The sequence below is a fragment of the Pyxidicoccus fallax genome (assembly GCF_012933655.1).
In the GTDB taxonomy this organism is placed as follows: domain Bacteria; phylum Myxococcota; class Myxococcia; order Myxococcales; family Myxococcaceae; genus Myxococcus; species Myxococcus fallax.
Genome location: NZ_JABBJJ010000080.1, coordinates 1 through 18698, shown reverse-complemented (window position 1 = coordinate 18698; position 18698 = coordinate 1). Strand labels below are relative to the sequence as shown.

At 73.4% G+C, this 18698-nt stretch carries 16 protein-coding genes; 3 read left to right on the top strand and 13 right to left on the bottom strand.

Annotated features, from left to right (window positions below):
- The first annotated feature begins 6 nt into the window (after positions 1-6).
- On the top strand, positions 7-1431 hold the full coding sequence (locus HG543_RS18580) for a sigma 54-interacting transcriptional regulator (RefSeq protein WP_169346138.1): 1425 nt from the start codon (positions 7-9) through the stop codon (positions 1429-1431).
- A 14-nt stretch (positions 1432-1445) separates the two neighbouring features.
- On the opposite strand, the gene HG543_RS18575 is transcribed toward HG543_RS18580, so the two are convergent.
- From HG543_RS18575 to HG543_RS18560, 4 genes are all read right to left on the bottom strand, one after another.
- Entirely contained in the window at positions 1446-2819 is a 1374-nt protein-coding gene (locus tag HG543_RS18575) for a serine/threonine-protein kinase (RefSeq protein WP_169346137.1), read from the bottom strand.
- Positions 2820-2840: 21 nt separating this feature from the next.
- A complete protein-coding gene (locus tag HG543_RS18570) occupies positions 2841-4358 on the bottom strand; it encodes a hypothetical protein (protein WP_169346136.1) in 1518 nt (505 codons plus the stop codon).
- 167 nt (positions 4359-4525) lie between these two features.
- Positions 4526-8404 carry a serine/threonine-protein kinase gene (locus HG543_RS18565; protein WP_169346135.1) on the bottom strand — a complete coding sequence of 1293 codons (3879 nt, stop codon included), beginning with the start codon at positions 8402-8404 and terminating at the stop codon, positions 4526-4528.
- Between the two features lie 15 nt (positions 8405-8419).
- Complete coding sequence (locus tag HG543_RS18560; protein ID WP_169346134.1) at positions 8420-10276, bottom strand: OPT/YSL family transporter; 1857 nt, start codon at positions 10274-10276, stop codon at positions 8420-8422.
- Between the two features lie 76 nt (positions 10277-10352).
- On the opposite strand from HG543_RS18560, the gene HG543_RS18555 reads away from it, so the two are divergent.
- Entirely contained in the window at positions 10353-10751 is a 399-nt protein-coding gene (locus HG543_RS18555; protein WP_169346133.1) for a hypothetical protein, read from the top strand.
- Between the two features lie 233 nt (positions 10752-10984).
- Positions 10985-12349: an SBBP repeat-containing protein gene (locus tag HG543_RS18550; RefSeq protein ID WP_169346132.1), complete on the top strand. Its 1365-nt coding sequence runs from the start codon at positions 10985-10987 to the stop codon at positions 12347-12349.
- Here HG543_RS18550 and HG543_RS18545 read toward each other — a convergent pair.
- The 9 genes from HG543_RS18545 to HG543_RS18505 all read right to left on the bottom strand — a co-directional run bounded on the left by HG543_RS18545 (position 12336) and on the right by HG543_RS18505 (position 18456).
- A complete protein-coding gene (locus HG543_RS18545; protein ID WP_169346131.1) occupies positions 12336-13331 on the bottom strand; it encodes a carbohydrate kinase family protein in 996 nt (331 codons plus the stop codon). The two genes, HG543_RS18550 and HG543_RS18545, sit on opposite strands and share 14 nt — an antisense overlap.
- Positions 13332-13362: 31 nt before the next feature.
- Positions 13363-14097 carry a DNA repair protein RecO gene (gene recO / locus HG543_RS18540; RefSeq protein WP_169346130.1) on the bottom strand — a complete coding sequence of 245 codons (735 nt, stop codon included), beginning with the start codon at positions 14095-14097 and terminating at the stop codon, positions 13363-13365.
- A gap of 9 nt (positions 14098-14106) precedes the next feature.
- Complete coding sequence (locus tag HG543_RS18535) at positions 14107-14493, bottom strand: helix-turn-helix domain-containing protein (RefSeq protein ID WP_169346129.1); 387 nt, start codon at positions 14491-14493, stop codon at positions 14107-14109.
- 21 nt (positions 14494-14514) lie between these two features.
- Complete coding sequence (tgl, locus tag HG543_RS18530) at positions 14515-15276, bottom strand: social motility TPR repeat lipoprotein Tgl (protein WP_169346128.1); 762 nt, start codon at positions 15274-15276, stop codon at positions 14515-14517.
- A gap of 44 nt (positions 15277-15320) precedes the next feature.
- Positions 15321-15785, bottom strand: a complete 465-nt coding sequence (locus HG543_RS18525; protein WP_169346127.1) for a social motility and stimulation tgl protein — start codon at positions 15783-15785, stop codon at positions 15321-15323.
- A 34-nt stretch (positions 15786-15819) separates the two neighbouring features.
- Entirely contained in the window at positions 15820-16548 is a 729-nt protein-coding gene (locus tag HG543_RS18520; RefSeq protein WP_169346126.1) for a hypothetical protein, read from the bottom strand.
- A 131-nt stretch (positions 16549-16679) separates the two neighbouring features.
- Positions 16680-17432: a transglycosylase SLT domain-containing protein gene (locus tag HG543_RS18515; RefSeq protein WP_169346125.1), complete on the bottom strand. Its 753-nt coding sequence runs from the start codon at positions 17430-17432 to the stop codon at positions 16680-16682.
- A complete protein-coding gene (locus HG543_RS18510; RefSeq protein WP_169346124.1) occupies positions 17429-17779 on the bottom strand; it encodes a phasin family protein in 351 nt (116 codons plus the stop codon). Before HG543_RS18510 ends, HG543_RS18515 begins: the two co-directional genes overlap by 4 nt.
- A gap of 170 nt (positions 17780-17949) precedes the next feature.
- Positions 17950-18456 (bottom strand): hypothetical protein, encoded by a 507-nt coding sequence (locus HG543_RS18505; RefSeq protein ID WP_169346123.1) that lies wholly within the window; start codon positions 18454-18456, stop codon positions 17950-17952.
- Positions 18457-18698 lie beyond the last annotated feature (242 nt).

The window sequence follows — 18698 nt, the reverse complement described above, 5'->3', positions numbered from 1 at the left end:
AATTTCATGCCTGGACTGGATCGGCCCCGTGCGGCCCCCGTCTCCCCCGACGCCAACAAGGGCGAGACTCCCTGGACGAGCGACTCCGAGGCCGGTGGGGACGAAGAAGCACTCCACGTGACGCTGCCGTACGAGCATGGCCGCAAGCCCTATGACGCCTCCACGGTGCGCCGCTTCCGGCTCACCGTGGTGGAAGGCCCCGCGGTGGGGACGCAGTGGGAGTCCACCGCGGACACGTGCTCGGTGGGCTCGCACCCGCTCAATGACTTCACGGTGGACGACTCCACGGTGTCGCGCTTCCACTGCGAGGTGCGCATCGGCCCCAAGGGGCCGCAGGTGAAGGACCTGGACAGCCTCAACGGCGTCATCGTGGACGGCGTGCAGGTGCTGGAGGGCGTGCTGCGCAGTGGCAGCCTCCTGCGGCTGGGGCGCGTGGTGCTGCGCTTCGACTTCAGCGCGGAGAACAACCGGCTGCCCCTGTCGGAGAACACGCGCTTCGGCACGCTGGTGGGCGCGTCGGTGGCCATGCGCGGCTGCTTCGCGATGATGGAGCGCGCGGCCTCGCGTGACGTGACGGTGCTGCTGGAGGGCGAGACGGGCACCGGCAAGAGCCAGGCGGCGCTCGCCATCCACCAGGCCAGCCGCCGGCGCGACGCCCCCTTCCTCGTCGTGGACTGCGGCGCCATCCCCGCGCACCTCCTGGAGAGCGAGCTGTTCGGCCACGAGAAGGGCGCCTTCACCGGCGCGCTCCAGCGCCGCGTGGGCGCCTTCGAGGAGGCGACGGGCGGCACCGTCTTCCTCGACGAGATTGGCGAGCTGCCCGCGGAGCTGCAGCCCAAGCTGTTGCGCGTGCTGGAGAACCGCGAGATTCGCCGCGTGGGCAGCAACACGCACCAGCCGGTGGACGTGCGCCTCATCGCCGCCACGCACCGCGACGTGCGCGCGGAGGTCAACGCGGGCCGCTTCCGCTCGGACCTGTTCTTCCGGCTGGCGGTGCTGCGCATTCCCCTGCCCCCGCTGCGCCAGCGTCCGGAGGATTTGCCGATGCTGGTGGAGGGCATCCTCGACTCGCTGGGCGCGGACCGCGAGCGGACCGCCGCGCTGCGCACGCCGGACTTCCTCGCGCGGCTGCGGCACGCGGCCTGGCCGGGCAACGTGCGCGAGCTGCGCAACTACCTGGAGCGCTGCCTCGTCTTCGAGGAGGCCGTGGAGCTCGCCGAGGAGGAGGTGCTGTCCGGCGCCCCGCCGGAGGTGGACCCGTCCCAGCCCTACGCCGACCAGCGCCGCCGCGTGGTGGACGACTTCGAGCGGCGCTACCTGCGCGCCCTGCTGGAGAAGCACCAGGGCAAGGTGGCCCAGGCCGCCGTCACCGCCGGCATGGACCGCGTCCACCTGTACCGGCTGCTGCGCCGCCACGGCATCAAGCCGTGACGTGAGCGCGCGGGTCAGCGGAGGCCGGTGACTCGGGAGAGTCCCAGCCCCGCGCCCGGCTCCGTGAGGAAGGCCGCGTCCAGCTCCTTCAGCGCGGCGCCGGTGGCCACCAGCCCGCCGCCGGGAGACTCGGACACCCACTCCAGCAGGCGCAGCAGCGAGCCCGCCTCCTCTGCCGCCGGCAGCCGGTCCACGTGGACGGTGATGGCCAGCGCCACCGAGGGCACGTCCCGGGAGGCCGAGGCCCCCTCCACCAGCTTCAGCGCGGCCGTCAGCACGCGCGCGCGCAGGGCCCGCTCGTGGCCCACGTCCTCTGGCAGCGCGGCCAGGGCCAGAAGGCAGCCACTGCCCTCCACCCGCACCTCCAGCCCCGCCTCGCGCGCCACCACCGCCGCGCGCTCCAGCAGCGCGTCCATCCGCCGCATCGCCTCGGCGGTCGGCGAGCCCGTGAGTCGGGCTTCCGCGTACAGCGCCACCGCGTGTCCCGCCCGGGCCGGCGCGCGGCCGCCTCGCACCGCGGCGCGCAGCTCCTCCAGCAGCGCGTCCACGTCCGGGTAGCGGTCCTCGCGCCGCTTGCCCAGGCAGCGGAGCACCACGGCGTCCAGCGCGGCGGGCACGGGGGCGCGCTCGCCGGGGCGCGGTGGGGGCGCGTGCAGGTGCTGCTCCTCCACCTCGTGCCGCGTGGCACCCAGGAATGGTGGCTGCCCGGTGACGAGCTGGAACAGGAGCACGCCCAGCGCGTACAGGTCCGTGCGCGCGTCGGGCGGCTCGCCGCGAATCTGCTCGGGCGCCATGGACAGCGGCGTGCCCAGCGCCACGCCCGTGTGCGTGAGCGTGGAGGCCCCCGGCGCCTCCGGCGTCAGCCCCTTGGCCACGCCGAAGTCCACCAGCTTCACGAGCAGCGCCTCGCCCGGCCCCGACAGGCGCACCACGTTCTGCGCCTTCAAGTCCCGGTGCACCACGCCCGCGCCGTGAGCGACCCGGAGCGCGGCGCCCACCTGCTCCACCACCTCCAGCGCCTCGTCCGCGGTGAAGGGCCCCCGCGCGCCCAGCTCCGCGGCGAGGTCCCTGCCCTCCAGCCACTCCATGGAGATGAAGGGCCGGCCATCCGGCAGCTCCCCATGGCCGAGCACCGCGACGATGTTCGGGTGGCTCAGCCGCTGGAGCGTGGCCGCCTCGCGGCGGAAGCGGCGCAGCGCGGTGGGGGTGGCGGCCACCTGCGCGTGCATCACCTTCAGCGCCGCGGGCGCGCCGGTGTGGAGGTCCTTCGCGCGGTAGAGGGTGGACATGGGGCCCCGGTAGTGGACGCGCTCCACCACCCAGCGGCCCACCAGGGCCCCCGCTCCCAGCTCCTCACCGTAGAGGGACTCTTCTCCACCCGGCGCCATGTGCTCTCGCTTCGCGCGCGATTACCGCTGCGCGCACGGGGGCTTGCTCCCGTCCGCATTCGGCATCGTGTCGCACGCGGTGTGGAGGAAGGTTGTCACCGGGAACATCCAGGTGACGCCCATGGGGTCCTTGCACTGCTCGTAGTCCCCGTCCGCCGGGGTGAGCGGCCCGTCCAGGACGGCGCACCTGCCCGGCGACGGCGGGGCGAGCGAGTTGAAGCACGCGCCCGTCACCGTCGCGGCGCAGTTGACGCCCAGGCTGGGGTTGGTGTTCGGCATCGCGCACAGCCGGCTGGAGGCGTAGGCCCCGCCGGTCGACCACGCCGGGTCGAAGCAGGAGTACATGTTCCGGTAGATGGAGCCGCGCACCTGCACGTCGTCCCCCTCCACCTCGTAGCCACCCCGCCCGTCCACCTGCACCACGTCGACGTTGACGCCCTGGGCCAGCGCCGGGTTGTACCCGGTGCCGCTCATGGGGGCGAACAGGTTGCCGTAGAAGGCGCCCTCGCGCACGCCGTACACCTGCCGCTCGGACAGGGCGTAGCGGACGACGGAGGCCGGCGACGACGCCACGGTGGCGGACGGATGGGCCGTCGTGCTGCTCCAGGGCGCCGTCATCACGCTGAAGTACTGCCCCGGGGTGCAGCTGAAGGACACCACCGGCACCGGGGCGCTCCCCGAGCAGCTCCCCGTCGCCTCGCCCAGGTTGCGGGTGCTGGCATGGTCACAACCGAGGACGCCGTCGCAGACGCGGAGCACCACCTGCCCGCCGCTGGAGCCCAGCACGGGCGCGGGGCCGGAGCAGGACGTCGGAGCGCCCGCGCCCACCAGCGCCGTGCCGCTCGCGTCGCAGATGCCGATGCCGTCCGGCTTCCAGCCGCAGTCACGCTGCGGGCCGGACTCCCCCAGGCCGCACGTCTCGAAGCTGTCGAACTTCAGCGCGGTGACGGGGTCGTGGTCGGCGGGGCGCGTCTTCGTCTCCAGCGTGAAGACGTTGGTCCCCGTCACGCTGTGCGGGTGCTCGCCGCGCATGGACAGCTCCACCCGGTGGCCCAGGGCGTTGTTGCGCGCGAGGAGACACGCGGACACCCGCTGCAGGCAGCCCGGCGAGGGCGCCGAGTTCTTCCACTCCGGGCACAGTCCGGCCTGTCCCACCCACTGCCGCACGCCCGGGGTGGGCGGTCGCGGGTCGTACCAGGTGAGGCTCTGGGTGTCCGACAGCGCGCACCCCACCAGGTAGCTCATGAAGCGCTGCGCGTCCGGGTCATGCAGCCGCCGGCGGGTGTTGGCATGCCCCGTCGCCGGGTCGAAGAGGGCCTGCAGCGGCCACGTCGCCAGCAGGCCGTTGGACTCCGGGTTGGCGGAGATGGCGTTGAGGACCAGCGCGTCCGTGGTGAGCGAGTTCGCGATGCGAATCTCCGACTCCCGCGAGCCCAGCGCCGGGGCGTCCTCTCCGTGAAGGGCGGTGCCACAGCCCGAGAGGGCCAGCACCAGCAGGGACAGGGAAACTGGCAGCGGACGACACGAACGGATGGCCATGGAGCTTTCCTTCCGGTGGAAACGGGAGTTGTGGGGATGCCCCCGGGGCAAGCACGTGCCGAGCCAGCTACTGGAAAACCGTAGCTCACGGAGAGCGCTGCCTTCCGTCCCAGGTCCGGGTTTGTAGCGTGGGACGTCACAACCCCGGCGGCCTGTGACATTTCGCGCTACACGGCGCACAGGGCGGCCCTCAGGGACTCCATGCGCGGGCGCCACAGCGGGGCCCCCTCCACGGCGCGCTCGGCCCGCTCCAGCCACGCCCGAGCCTCCTCGCCGCGTCCGGCCCGGAGCGCGCTCCGGGCGGCCTGGAGGAACAGCTCGGCCTTCTCGTCGGCGGACGCGTACGTGTCGGCCTCCTCCGCCAGTGCGTGCCAGGCCGCGGAGTCCGCGGCCACGCCGTCCGCCTGGGCCTCGCGCACCTGCAGCTCGACGAGCCGCCGCATGACGGCGGTGGGTGGCAGGGACTCCGGAGGACAGTGCGTCTCAATCCAGCGGAGCTGCCGGGAGGCCTCGGCCAGGTCGCCCAGCTCCGCGCCGATGCGGGCCAGCAGCAGCGCGTCCGTGGGCACGGGGTGCTCGCGGAAGAAGCGGACGCCCAGCTCGTGGACGCGGCGGGCCAGCGGCAGCGCTTCCTCCAGGCGGCCCTGCATGTAGAGCACCTCGGCGAGGTTGAAGGTGGACCAGCGCTCCACCTGCGCGTGGCCCAGCTCGCGGCCCAGGGCCATGGCGCGGCGCAGGTCGTCCTCCATCCGTCTCACGTCGCCCTGGCGCAGCCACAGCAACACGCGGTTGATGAGGGTGGCGGCCAGGTGCAGCACGTCGCCGGCCTCCTCGCAGCGCACGAGCGCCTCCTCGAAGCGCGCGGCGGCTTCCTCCGTCCGGTCCAGGAACGTCAGCGCCGAGCCCAGCAGCGCGCCGGACACCACCCCCGTCTCGTGGTCCCGGGCAATCTCCGCGCCCTCCACCGCGGAGGTGAGCACGCGCGCCGCCGCGCCCCACTCGCCCTGGCGCACGTGCAGCCGGCCGCGGGCCAGGGTGCAGCGCAGGGACAGGCGCGGGTCGTCGAGCTGCTCGATGCGCTCCAGCGCCTCGCGCGTGCACGCCGTGGAGCCGTCCACATCCTCCATCCAGTCTCGCGCGGTGGCCTCCTCCAGCAACAGGTCCACCTGCATGGCCACGTCCCCCCGGGCCTCGGCCAGGGCGCGCGCGGCGGACAGGTCCGCCAGCCCCTCGCGGAAGCGCTGGAGGCGGTGGCGCACCCGGCCACGTCCGGCCAGCGCGAGGGCCCGGCGCTCACCGTCGCTCTCCGGCAGCAGCGCGAGGGCGCGCGTGTAGTGCTGCTCCGCCTCCACGGAGAGGTGGGAGCGGCGGGCCTCCTCGGCCAGGGCGAGGAAGGTGACGGAGGCCTCGTCGTGGGCGCCACAGGCGGCGGCGTGGTGCGCGCGGCGAAGGCGCTCGGCCAGTCCGTCCCCGGGCGTGGCCAGCAGCGCGGCGGCGTGCAGGGCCCGGCGCGCGGGCGGGGGCAGCAGCGCCTCCAGTGCCTCGCGCAGCAGCGGATGCCGGAAGGCGAAGCGCCTCGGGCCCGCCGGGCGCAGGAGCCCCGAGCGGGCGAGCCGCTGGAGCCCCGCGCCCGCGTCCAGCCGCTGAAGCCCCGCGCTCGCGTCCAGCGGGGCCTCGCGCTCGGGAGGAAGCTGCGCGTCGAGGTGCCGCAGCACCGCGTCCACGCGGGAGACCTCCACCTCGGTGCCGAGCACCGCGCACAGCCGCGCGAGCTCCCGGTGCGCCTCGGGCAGCCCCGCGAGGGCGCGCGCGGCGAGGCGCTCGAACAGCGGGGTGACGGAGACGTCCAGCAGCGCGTCCGGGGCGATGTACCAACCCCCGCCGGGAGACGTGCGCAGCGCCCCCGCGGCCCGCAACGCGCCGGCCAGCTCCACGAGCGACAGGGGCACGCCCTGGGCGAGCCGCTCCAGGCGCGCGAGCACCGGCTCGGGGATGTGCTCCGCGGGCCGGAGCAGGCGCAGCAGGAGGGCGCGGCTGGCCTCGGGCGACAGCGGAGGCAGCGCGTGACGGGTGACGAGCGCGCTGCGCTCTCCCAGGTGGGGACGCAGGCCGAGGAGCGCGGGACGCGCGGCGATGCAGACCCAGAGCGGCGCGCGCGCACCGGCGAGCGTGGCCACCTCCAGCGCGTCGAGGCTGGTGGGGTCCGCGAGGTGGCCATCGTCCACCAGCAGCACCCGCGGGGCCTCCCGGGCGCGCTGGCGGAGGGAGTCGGCGAGGTCTCTCGCGGCGGCATGGCGCGAGTCCGCCAGCGGCACGGGTCTGCGCGGAGGCACGCGCGCCAGGGGCGCGGCGTCCGGCTCCGCGAAGGCGGCCTTCATGGTGTCGTGCAGCGACTCCCGGGCGACGGAGTCCGGAGGCGGCGCGCGCAGGCGCACCACGCGGGCGCGTCCCCGCGACTCCAGCCGCGTGCCCAGCAGCTCCAGCAGTCGCGACTTGCCGAGCCCCACGTCGCCCGTCAGGACGCAGAGTCCGGGCACGCCCTCGTCGAGGCTCCGGGCCGCCTCCGCCTCCAGCGCGGCCAGCACCTCCTCGCGTCCCAGCACGGGCGGAGCCTCGGAGGAGGAGGACGCGCCGCCATCATGGAGCCGCAGGCGCGAGTCTCCCTCCTCGGACCGCGTGGAGCCCGCGCCCAGACGCCTGGCCGCGGCGGGCGTGACGCGGGCCTCTCCCGCCGCGAGGTCTCCGGGCCACCAGTCCCCGACGGCCTCCAGCGCGGCACCGGCCACGCGCGTGAGGGTGGTGCCCGGGTACACGTACAGCTCGGCGAGGTGGAGGACGGTGGCGGCCCTTCCCTCCTCCGTCAGCCGCCGCGCGACGAGCGCGCCCGCGCGCAGGTTCGCCTCGGCGGAGAGGGACTCGGAGAAGGCGATGACGTAGCCCCGCGCCCCCACGCGCGCGAGCGTTCCTCCCTGGGGCTCCACGGCCGCGAGCAGCGCGTCCACGCCCAGGTCCGCGCGGACGCCGAGCAGCGCCACGGGCCGCCTCCCCGCCCCCAGCGACGAGGGTGTCGGGGTCGGAGTCAGTCCGGCGGCCAGCAGGGATGGCGAACCCGTCACCTCCTCGCGGCACGCGGCCTCGAAGGCGAAGCGGACGTCGGCGGCCCGCGCGAAGCGGTCCACGGGTGACTTGGCCAGACACCGGCGCAGCACCTCGTCGAGCGCGACAGGCACGGCCGCGCGCTCGGAGACGCGCGGCGGGCGCAGGCTCACGTGGGCGTGGCGTATCTCCTCCGGACCTCCGGTGAAGGGCGGCGCGCCGGTGAGCAATTCGAAGAGCAGGATGCCGAGCGCATACACGTCCGCGGCGGCGTCGGCGCCACGAGCATCGAGGCACTGCTCGGGCGCCATGTAGAGCGTGGTGCCCAGCCGCTGGCCCAGGGGGGTGAAGCCCGGGGCCTCCTCGTCCGTGCTCGCGCTGTCACCGGGCTCGTCGAGGAAGCGCGCGAGCCCGAAGTCGAGGAGGCTGAGCGCGCCGCCCTCGCGCAAGAAGATGTTCTCCGGCTTGAGGTCGCGGTGCGCCAGCCCCGCGGCGTGGACGCGCTCCAGGGCCGAGCACAGGCCGGCGAGCAGCTCGCGCACGCGCGGCACGGAAGCGGCGCCGGTGCCTGGGAGCGCCGCCATCCACGCGGCGAGCGTCTGTCCATGCAGGCGCTCCAGCACCAGGAAGGGGCGGCCCCGGACGGTGCCGTGCCGCAGCAACTCGGGCACGGTGGGAGGCTTCACGCGGCGCAGCGCGGCGGCCTCGCGGGCGAAGCGCTCATGGTGCGGGCCCAGGCCCACCTTGAGGGCCACCTCGCGCCCGTCCTCCTCGCGGTACGCGGTGAAGACATGGGAGAAGCCCCCCGTGCCCAGCAGGGCCGCGCGGCTCAAGCCAGGGACGTCCGGAGGCGCCCATGGCTCGACGGAAGGGCCCGTCGGGGGCCGCTGGCGATGCACGGGACACGCCGCGCCGGTGGCGAGGCGGCGGTGGCAGACCGGACAGCGCATGGGAGATGGGGGACGTTACCAGAGCGCCTGGGTCAGCACGATGGCGACGCCCACGAGCCCCTCCCCGGCGATGAGGCCCGCCGCCAGCGTCACCACGCCGCCGTCGGTCAACGGGCGCACGCGCCGCGTCACCGCCGCGGCCAGCGCGCCCAGGAAGAAGCCCAGCGCGGTGGAGGCCGGGACGAGACAGGCCAGGCCCATGCCCAGCGGTGAAGGCACCCAGCGGCGCCAGCGCTCGGGGAGCAGGCGCTCAGCCAGGGCGAGGACGGCCGCGAGCAGCGCGGCCCACAGCACCGCGGCGCGGGTGGAGGGCGGCAGGCTTCCGAGGCCGTTGGACAGCACCTGCGCCATGCCCGCGGTCATCGCGGCGGCGGGCGCGGGGAAGCGCTCGCTGCCCAGCACCGAGCGGTCCGGCACGAGCAGGAAGAAGAGCGGGACGACGGCGACGGCCCCGACGACGGTGCCGAGCAGCTGCGCGAGGAACAGCCGTCGCGGGTGCGCTCCCAGCAGGTGGCCCGTCTTGAGGTCGCTGAGCAGGTCCGCGGCGGACGAAGCCGAGTTGACGGTGATGCCGGCCGTCGCGAGGTTCGCCTCGAGGTTGCGCGGCAGCAGCGCGCCGAAGGTGAGCTGCGTCACCTGCTGGAGCGGCCCCACGGGCGTGGCATCCGTCTCGCCGGTGACGCGGCAGGCGATGAGGCAGAGGACGAAGGAAAGCGCCACCGCGAGCGCCGCGTGGGCCACGGGCACGCCGAAGCCGACATGCGCCACCGCGAGAATCGCGGGCCCCAGCACGGCCACGCCCAGCAGCACCCAGCGTCCCGGCACCTGCAGCGCGTCCACGGGGTGTGGCGTCCTTGCGCCACCCGCGCGGAGCCCTCGCAGCGCGCGGCCCAGCACGCGGCCCTCCAGCGCGAAGTGCAGCAGCGACGCGGTGGTCAGCGCGGCGGTCCCGGGCCAGAGGCTCCACGCGAGGAAGTCCCCGTCGGACGGCACGAGGCCCGCGGAGAGCACGCGCGGCGCGAGGACACCATGCACGAGCACCGCGCCCAGCAGCCACGAGGCGGTGAGGCGCAGGCCGAGCAGCGCGCCCCCGCCCACCGTCAGGAGCGTCGTCTCCAGCCCGAAGCCCAGGCGCTCCAGGGGAACGCCCGCGAGCGCGCCGGGGAATGGAATCACGTACGGAAGGCGGCCGAGCCCCTCGCGAACGAAGGTGACGAGCCCCGCCACCACACCTCCGACACCGAGCAGGCGCGGCCCGAGCCGGGGCCCGGAGCCGGGCGTGTGCAGGGCGCGGATGGTGGCGGCGGCGGCGGTGCCGGTGGCGAAGGGGAGCTGCTCGTGGTCGATGAGCCGCCGCTTGAGGGGCACGGCGAAGAAGACGCCCAGCGCGGACAGGAGCAGGGTCCACGCGAACAGCGCCCAGCCCGGCGGATGGCTGCCCGTGGTGAGCAGCCACGCGCCCTGCACGGAGATGAGCGCGCCGCCGGTGGCATAGCCGGCCGAGGACGCCACCGCCTGCGCGGAGCACGTCTCCAGCGGCGACAGCGGCGCCCCCGAGACACCCGGGGCGAGGCGGCGCAGGGCCCCGTGCGCCGAGTGCGCGAGCAGCGCGGCGGTGATGGCGACGGGGAAGACGACGGCCAGCTTCAGGCCCGCGTAGAGGTTGGTGGCGCAGGTGGTGGCGCCGATGCCGCCGCCCAGCAACACGGCGCGCGCGGTGAGCTGGGGCAGCCGGTCGCCCTGGTACACCTCGCGCAGCCAGGACGTGTCCGCGTCCTCGGGCGTGTCGCCGGGGATGCTCGGCAGCGACAGGGAGGCCGGCGTCGGGGCCTCCTCCTCGGGCGCGGGGCTGTGGGCGGGCTGGGCGGCCATGAGCCCCCGGATTCTTCCACTCCGCGTGGCCCGGCACGAGCCCCGCCTGCCTGCCCGGCTCCCCTAGAATCAGCCCATGGCCCCCTTCCATGACGAAGACGCGATGACCTCCGAGTCCCTCACCATGGCGCTGCTCCAGAAGCTGATGAGGGACGACTCCGTCGCGCCCATCATCCACGTCCTCCTCCGGCTCACCGTGGAGGTGGAGGCCCTGCGCGAAGCCCTGTCGAGCCCCGACACGCCCGAGTCGGTGCGCCAGCGCTATCGCGAGGCCTACGAGCGCGTCGCGGTCCTGTCGCACAACGCGGCGGGCAGCGGAGGTGGAACGGAGAAGGTGCTCGCGAAGTACTTCCCCCGGGACACGCCCGCCCCCGAGTTCGCGACGGAGCGGATGATGATGAAGCGGCTCGGCGCGACGAAGGAGGAAGTCGAGGCGCTGTGCAAGAAGCTCGATACCGTCCGCCAGTACACATGAGCGAGTGGCGCGGAACGTCCCACCAGGAGCGGACCCGCACGCCCTGGCACGCCCCACGCGACGGTTCGCCGAGGCTGCCATGAGGCGACGCACCCAGGCCTCGCGCGGTGACTCCACGCCCCCGGAACGCGGGGCACGCATGGAGCTTGGGTGGGGTGTCGCCGCCCAATGACGCCTCCCTGCCGAGTCCTTGCAGGCGACGTTCGCGCTTTCCTAGCTTCCCGGCCATGACAATGACCTCTCGTTTCCTGGGTTCCGCGGTCCTCCTCGCGGCCGCGATGACTGGCTGCGGTGGTGCCGCTGCTGAAGCGCCTGAAGCCGACGCGACGCGGGAGACTCCCTCGCAGCAGACCTCCGAGCTCGCGGGCTCCCGAGCGTGGAGCACGCCATTCGGAGGCATCGACGGCATCACCGGTCTCGCCGTGCAGCCGGACGGCCACGCCGCCCTCGTGGGCATCTCCAGCGGCGACATCGTCGTCGCGCGCTTCGACCCGCGCGGACAGCTCTTGTGGAGCAAGCGCTTCGGGGACTTCTACCAGCAGCCCTCCGCCATCGAGGTGGACGCCGCGGGCAACCTCGTCATCACGGGTGACTTCTGGGGCGGGCTCGACTTCGGCGGTGGCGCCCTTCCCTGCCCCGGCCAGCCGGGCAATCCACGCGCCTTCGTGGCGAAGCTCAGCTCCGCCGGCGAGCACGTGTGGAGCCGCTGCTTCGGTGACGGCGGTCAGCAGCAGATTGGCGCCCTCGCGGTGGGCCCGCGTGGCGACGTCTTCGTGACGGGCTACTTCAACGACGTCATCGACTTCGGCGGCGGCCCGGTCGCGGCGGAGGGCTCGTCGGACCAGTTCGTGGCACGACTGGACTCGCGGGGCCGGACGGAGTGGCACACGGAATACGACGTGGGCACCAGCACGCTCGGCTCGCTCGCCGTGGACGGCCGGGGCAACGTCTTCGTGAGCGGCGGCTTCATGGGCGCGGTGAGCTGGAACGGCACCCCGCTCGTCACCGACGACGGCTACAACGCCTACGTGCTGAAGCTGGACCGCCGCGGCGAGCCGCTCTGGGCGAAGAGCTTCGGCCCCCATGAGAGGATGTCGGCGTGGCGCCTCGCCGCGGATGCCACGGGCAACCTCGTGGCGACGGGCGCCTTCACCGATACGGTGGACTTCGGCGGTGGCCCGCTCACCAGCCAGAACCTGGACGTGTTCGTCATGTCGCTGGATGGGGCCGGTCATCACCGCTGGAGCCGACGCATCGGCGGTCCGGGCGCGGACTGGGGCTACGACGTGAGCCTCGACGCCGCGGGCAACGCCCTCATCACCGGCGGCTTCCAGGGCACCGTCGACTTCGGCGACGCCGCGCGGGTGAGCGCGGGCGGTGACGACATCTTCGTGGCGAAGCTGGACCGCGCCGGCCAGACGCGCTGGAGCCGGAGCTTCGGCGACGCCAACAACCAGGCCGCGTACCGCGTCGCCGCCGCGGGCCCGAGGGACGCCATCCTCTGGAGCCGCCTGTCGGGCACCGTGGACTTCGGCGCGGGCCCGGTGACGGGCTACTCCTGGACGGACAGCGTCGTCGCGCGCGTCACGCCCGAATAGGCATCACCGCCGCCACGTCCTCGGCGCGGGGCAGTCCATCCACCGCGCCGAACCGCTCCACCACCCGCGAGCCCACCTCGCAGGCGAACGTGGCCAGCGTCGTCAATTCCTCGCGCGTGGCGCCCGACAGCGCCCGCGCGCCGCCGTACCACCGCACCAGCCCGTGCAGCAGTGCCGCCACGAAGCCATCCCCGGCGCCCGTGGTGTCCACCACCCGCGCGCGCGGCGCCGGCACGTGGACGCGCTCGCCCTTCCACAGCAGCACCGCGCCCCGCTCGCCCAGCGTCACCACCGGCAACGGCACGCCCAGGGCCGCCAGCCGCGCCAGCGCCTCCTCCGGCACGTCCGTCCCGGTGGCGAAGCCCAGCTCCTCCTCGGAGAGCTTCACCACCGTGCACAGGGGCAGCATGCGCCCCAGGAGGCCCTTCAGCTCGCTCGGGTCCTCCCACGCGTGCAGGCGCAGGTTGGGGTCGCAGCTGACGATGCGGTCCGCGCCGCGCGCCACTTCCAGCATCCGCACCGTGGCCTCGCGCGACTCCGGCAGGTGCAGCGAGTTGGAGCCGCAGTGCACCGCCTTCGCGCGCAGCAGGAAGTCCGCGTCCACGTCCGCCGCGCCCAGCAGGAACTCCGCCGAGCGCGTGCGGAAGTACGTGAAGCTGCGCTCCCCGCGCGCGTCCACCGAGATGAACACCAGCCCGGTGCGCGCCTCCCGCGTCTGCCGCAGGTGGCTCACGTCCACGCCCTCGGCGGCCAGCCGCTCGCGCAGGAAGTGGCCGAACTCGTCCGCGCCCACCACGCCCAGCATCGCCGGGCGCAGCCCCAGCCGGGCCAGCCCCACCGCGACATTGGCCGGCGAGCCCCCCGTGCACGGGCGCCACAGGGGCACGTCCCGCACGGCCCTGCCCGGCTCCGACGGGAGGAAGTCCACCAGCGTCTCGCCGAAGCACACCACGTCCAGCGGCGGTACCGTCCCCTCGCGCATCGCGCCTCCCACGGCCCGGGCGTGTGGCCCGTCAGTCCAGGCCCACCTGGGCCATGAAGTCCACGCTCTTGAGACGCCGGCCCAGGTGGTGCGAGATGAAGACGTTGAGCAGCCCCCGCGCCCGTGCTCGCAGGTCCGGCGGCAGCGGCAGGCGCTGGCCCTCCTGGATGGCGCGCAGGCCCGTCAGCAGCGCCACCGGCACCGCCACCGCCTCCCGCGCGCGGCCGCCGCAGGGCTCGCACACCGCGCCGCCATGGGCCTGGTCGAAGCGGGGCCGCTCTCCCGGCTCGCCGCCACACAGGGCGCACGTATCGAAGCGCGGCATCAGCCCCGCGTGCGCCAGCGCGGACAGCTCGAAGGCCAGGAGCGACGTGGGGCCCGCCTCCTTCGCGTCCAGCCGGACGAGGTAGTCCTCCAGCAGGGCGAACAGCTCCGGCTGCGGCTCGTGGTCTCTCGTCAGCTCGCGGCACAGCTCCACCGCGTACAGCGCGCGGGCGATGAGGGACAGGTCCTCGCGCGCCGAGTAGTAGCCCGCGACGATGTCCGCCGAGTCCAGCCGCACCGTGCTGCCGCGCGTCTCCACGAGGTGGACGCGCAGGCGCATGAACGGCTCCAGCGCGCCCGCGAAGCGCCGCTTGCTCTTGCGGGCTCCGGCGGCGAAGGCCGTCAGCTTTCCGTGCTCACGCGTCAGCAGGGTGACGAGCCGGTCCGTCTCCCCGTAGTCCAGGGTGGACAGCACGAGCGCGTCGTCGTCGAAACGCTCCATGAGGATGAACTAACGCACGAAGGGTGAGGGAAGCTTCCCGCTCAGCACGAGGAACAGGTACACGCCCAGCGCCACGACCACCAGCAGCGCCGACAGGCCCACGTATGCCCGCTTGCGCCGCTCCCGCTCGAGCTGCGCGGGCGCGGGCGCCGGCACCGCCTTGTCCACCTCCTCGTAGCGGAGCACCGCCTCCTCGGGGGACATGCCGATGACCTGCGCGTACGCCTTGATGTAGTTCACCACGAAGATGCGCGAGGGCAGCCGCTCCACCTGCCCCGCCTCCAACGCCGCGATGAGCGTGGGGGGAATCTTCGTCTCCCGCGCGACATCGTCGCGCGAGAGCCCGCGGAGCTCCCGCTGCTGGCTGAGGTACTTGCCGAATTCGACGTGGTCCACGGGCCCCAGATAGCCAACCGGCTAGAGCTTTTCCAGCAACCTCCGGCAGTCATCCTTCAGCGCATGTTCAACGGGCTTCGCTTTGGCCTCGCACTGCGTGAAGGCCTCCTTCGCCGCGTCCACCTGCCCCCGCTTCGCCTGACACACGCCCTCGCGCAGGTACGCGTCGGCCACGTCCGTGCAGTTCTCCCGGTAGCGGGTGAACTGGCGGCACGCCTCGTCCGTGCGCCCCGTCTCGTCGTAGATGATTCCCAGGTTCTTGTAGCCCAGGCAGAAGGAGGGGTTGGTCGTCACGGCCGCCTTGATGCTCTCCAGCGCGCGCTCCGTGTCGCCCTTCTTGTAGTAGGCCCAGCCCATGTTGCCCTGGGCGATGTACGGCGTGGGGTAGAGCATGTCGTTGAGGACCTGCTCGTACAGCTTGATGGCCTCCTCGTAACGGCCCTGGTCCAGGTGCACGTTGGCCAGGTTGGTGCGCGCCTCGGAGAAGTTGGGGCGCACCTTCAGCGCGCGCTCGTAGTGGCCAATGGCCTCCTCCGGCCGGCGGAACGACAGGTGCAGGAGGATGCCGAGCGCGTTGTGGGCCTCGGGGTAGTCCGGGTCGTTCTCCAGCGAGACGTTCAGCTCGCGAAGCGCGTCCTGCAGGTTTCCCGCCTGCTGCGCCTGGAGCGCCAGGTCGTAGTGGATCTCCGCGCTCCGGCGTTCCCTCTCCGTGGGGGTGTGGGCACAACCGGCGGACACCAGCAGCAGCGCGAGCGAAGCGGACGCGAGGGCGAGGCGGGACATGGGGGTGGTGGAGTCTCTGCGAGTGGGGGGTGCGAGGTACGACTTCAGAATGCGGCCAGGAAGCGGCCCAGGGTGGTGGTGACGTTCTTCTTCTCCTCGGCGCGCGCCACCACGGCGGGCACGAGCTTCGGGTCCTTGAAGAACACCGGCAGCGTCTTCAGCCACTCGTCCTGCTGGGCCGGAGCCGCGGCGCGCCAGTTGGCGTCATCCATCATGAACCCGAGCGACTCCACGAAGGCGAGCGCGTCGCCCTCGTCCTCGCGGTACTCGTCCGCCGTCGTGTTGCGGCGGCCGGACAGGTACACCGCGCAGTCCGCGGCCTCCGCCAGATAGAGGTACACGAAGACGGCCGCGCCCTGCCCTCCGCGGATGCCCACGACGAAGGCCTGCGCCGGCCCGGCCTGCTTGCCGGGGATGGCCACGTGCGGCGTGTTGAGCGAGGTGTGCAGCGCGAGAATCTGCTCCCGGGTGGCGGGCAGCCCGCGGTAGCGCTCGTCGAGGTTGAACACGGTGGTCTCCCGTTGGGCCTGCGGCCCCCACCCGTCAGCGCGTGGTGAGGGTGTACTCCTGCGTGGCGTCCTGCGTATCCGCCGCCGTCTTGTGGAAGCGGATGAGGGGATTGTCGATCATCACGTTCCCGCCGCCCTCGTTCCCCTCGCCAATGATGACCCGGAACACGTGCCCGGGCGAGTTGCTGCGCCGCGTCCCCACGCCCTTCTTCGCGATGAGGGTGATGCTGTTCGCCCCGGGCTGGAGGTGCCGGGTGATGTCCACCACGACCTGCTCCTCGTTGCTCCGCAGCTTGCGCAGCCACTGGGAGTTGACGAACACGTCGATGTCGTACTCCGTCATCCCCGGCACCGTCTGCTCCGTCACCAGCCAGTAGCGCTGGGTGATGCGCGCGGGCGCCGCCGGGGCCGTGGCCACCGCCGGAGCCGTCGCGCTCGCGGGGGCCGTCGTGCCCGCCACGGGCACCGCCTGCGCCGCCGGGGCCGGGAGCGTCGCGGGAGCCGTGGCCTGGGCCGCCGAGGGCACCTGCGCCGCCGGAGCGGGGGCCGCGGGCGGCGCCACCGTCGTCACGCGGGCCGCGTAGCCGGGCGCGTCGATGTGGACGTTGCCGGCCTCGTCGATGCGGACGGTGGCCTTCTCGAACTTCTGGTTGGTGACACCGTCGATCTTCACACCGTTGAGGTAGACGGACCCGGCGAGGGCCCCGGTGGGAGCCACGGCCAGCGCGGCGGCGAGAGCGGTGCTCCTGAACAAGCGGTTCATGCGGTGGTCTCCTGGGAATCTCCAACAGTCCCGGGCACTTGCAAACGCTTAGCGCACCCCGGGGGACGGGACAAGGCGCGCGTGCCCTCGTTGGAGCGGCCGTGCCGCCCGGAGATTCAACCGCCGCCCGCTCAGGGGGCGGCCGGCTGGACGGGCTCCGGGGGCACCTCGCGCTGCGCCAGGGCCCAGTCACCGCCCAGGCCGTGGCCCTCGCGGAAGCGCCGGAAGTCGCGGCGCACGGCCCGGGGGTAGCGCTTGAAGCGCTCCAGCTCCCCCGCCTTGATGGCGTTGCGGATGCGGGTGGGGCCGGCGTTGTAGGCCATCAGCGCCAGGTCCAGATCGCCACCGAAGCTCTTCTGCAGCGAGCGCAGGTAGCGGATGCCCAGGCGCACACAGAGTGCGGGGTCCGCCGTCACCTCCTCGCGCGACAGCCGCAGGCCCTCCTTCCCCGCCAGGAAGTGCAGCGTGCTGGGCTTGATCTGCATCAGCCCGCGAGCCCCCTTCTCGGAGATGGCCTCCTCCTCGAAGTCGGACTCCACGTCGATGATGGCCAGGATCAGCAGCGGGTCATACGCCGCGAGCCGGGCCTCCTCGGCGATGGCCTGCCCGAGCTGCCGGCGCAGGGTGAGGCCCAGGTCCGGGGAGCGCCGTACGAGCACCGCGTCGATGAGGGCCGCCTCGGGCGACGAGTGCTCCGCCGCCACCGCCTCCGGCACCACCGGCAATACCTGGCGCTGGTCCAGCAGAGGGACGACCCGCGCGGACACGACGAGCGCCACCCCCGCCAGCAGCGGGAGCCGGGAGCAGCCGGAACTCAGGGCGTGGAGATGTTCGAAGAAGCGCGTGCCGAGTGACCTCCCGCCCGTCTGGGCGGGGGCCTTCACTTCCGCTGCTCCAGTTCCTGGATGCGCTCGGCGAGCCGGTCCAGCCGCGCGCCGAATGACGCCAGCTCCTCACGGCGGGGCAGCTTCAGCCGGGTGAGCGCCAGGCGCACCCGCTCCTCCACGTTGTGCTCCAAATCCCTGCGGTGTCCCGTCAGCCGCTCGGCGAACTCACGGGCCTGGCGCTTCACCTCTTCCTGGCTCCAGCCGGCCACCTGGGCCACGCGCTGCACGGCGCGGGAAGCCTCTTCCTCCGCCGTGTTCACCGCGAGCAGGGCCTGGCTCCAGAGCCGCTCGAAGGTCTCCGCGACGGCGTTCTTCTCTCGGGGGGCCTCGGGCTTGTTGTCCATGGAGTCTCTCCGGGAGGGTCCACCGGGCCATGCGGCCCGGAAAAGGTCGGGGGACGTTCCAAGTAAGCACACCCCCGACGTGAAGGGAACGACGGTGAGCCCTCCCCCTTCCGTCGGTCCACCCGCGGAAAGGAGAGGTGCCACTCTCCGTCATATACCGGGCGCCGCAATCAGGCGCGCGGCGCGGACGCGGGGCTGCTCGCCGACTTGGCGGCGCCATTGGAGCCGCGGCGCACGGGCTTCAGCAGCGCGTCCACCTTGCGCGACAGCTTCGCCAGCTCCTTGTTGAGGTCCTTGAGCTGCGCCTGGCTGGCGACGCCCACGGCCTCCACCACCTTCGTCTGGATACCGTCCAGGCGCTTGCCCAGCTCGGCCCGGGCGGACTCCACCTTCTTGCCCAGCTCCTGCACGCGCGGGTCCGCCAGCAGCTCACCGGCCTGCAGCTTGCCCCACAGCGCCTGGGCCTCCTTCGCCGCCTCCTGGCCGCGGCTCTCCAGCGTCTTCACGACCTTCTGGGCCTCGGTCTCCAGCTCCTCGATGCGCTTCTGCGCCACCGCGAGCTGCGCCTTCAGGAAGCTCTCCACGTTCTGCGCCAGGGCCGCCACCTTCGCGGTCTCCGTCGCCGCCGGGGTCGTCTCAGCCGTCTTCGTCTCGGTCGTCTCGTTCTTGGTCGTCATTACCGTCCTCCCCTATCCCGGCTCACGCCGGGCGGTAACCAGGTGCGTCGACTACGAGACCAGTAGTTAACGCAGCGCGCCATGAGCGTCAAGTCGTCCACGGTAAAAAACGCGAAAACCCGGAGAGAAAAAGAAAACCGCCGCCCCGGCGGAGTGCCAGGACGGCGGCTTTTTTCAGTCAGGCGCCCTCTTCAGGCGGCCGGAGCGGCTAGGCGGCGCCGGTCGTCTGGGTGCCCTCGGGG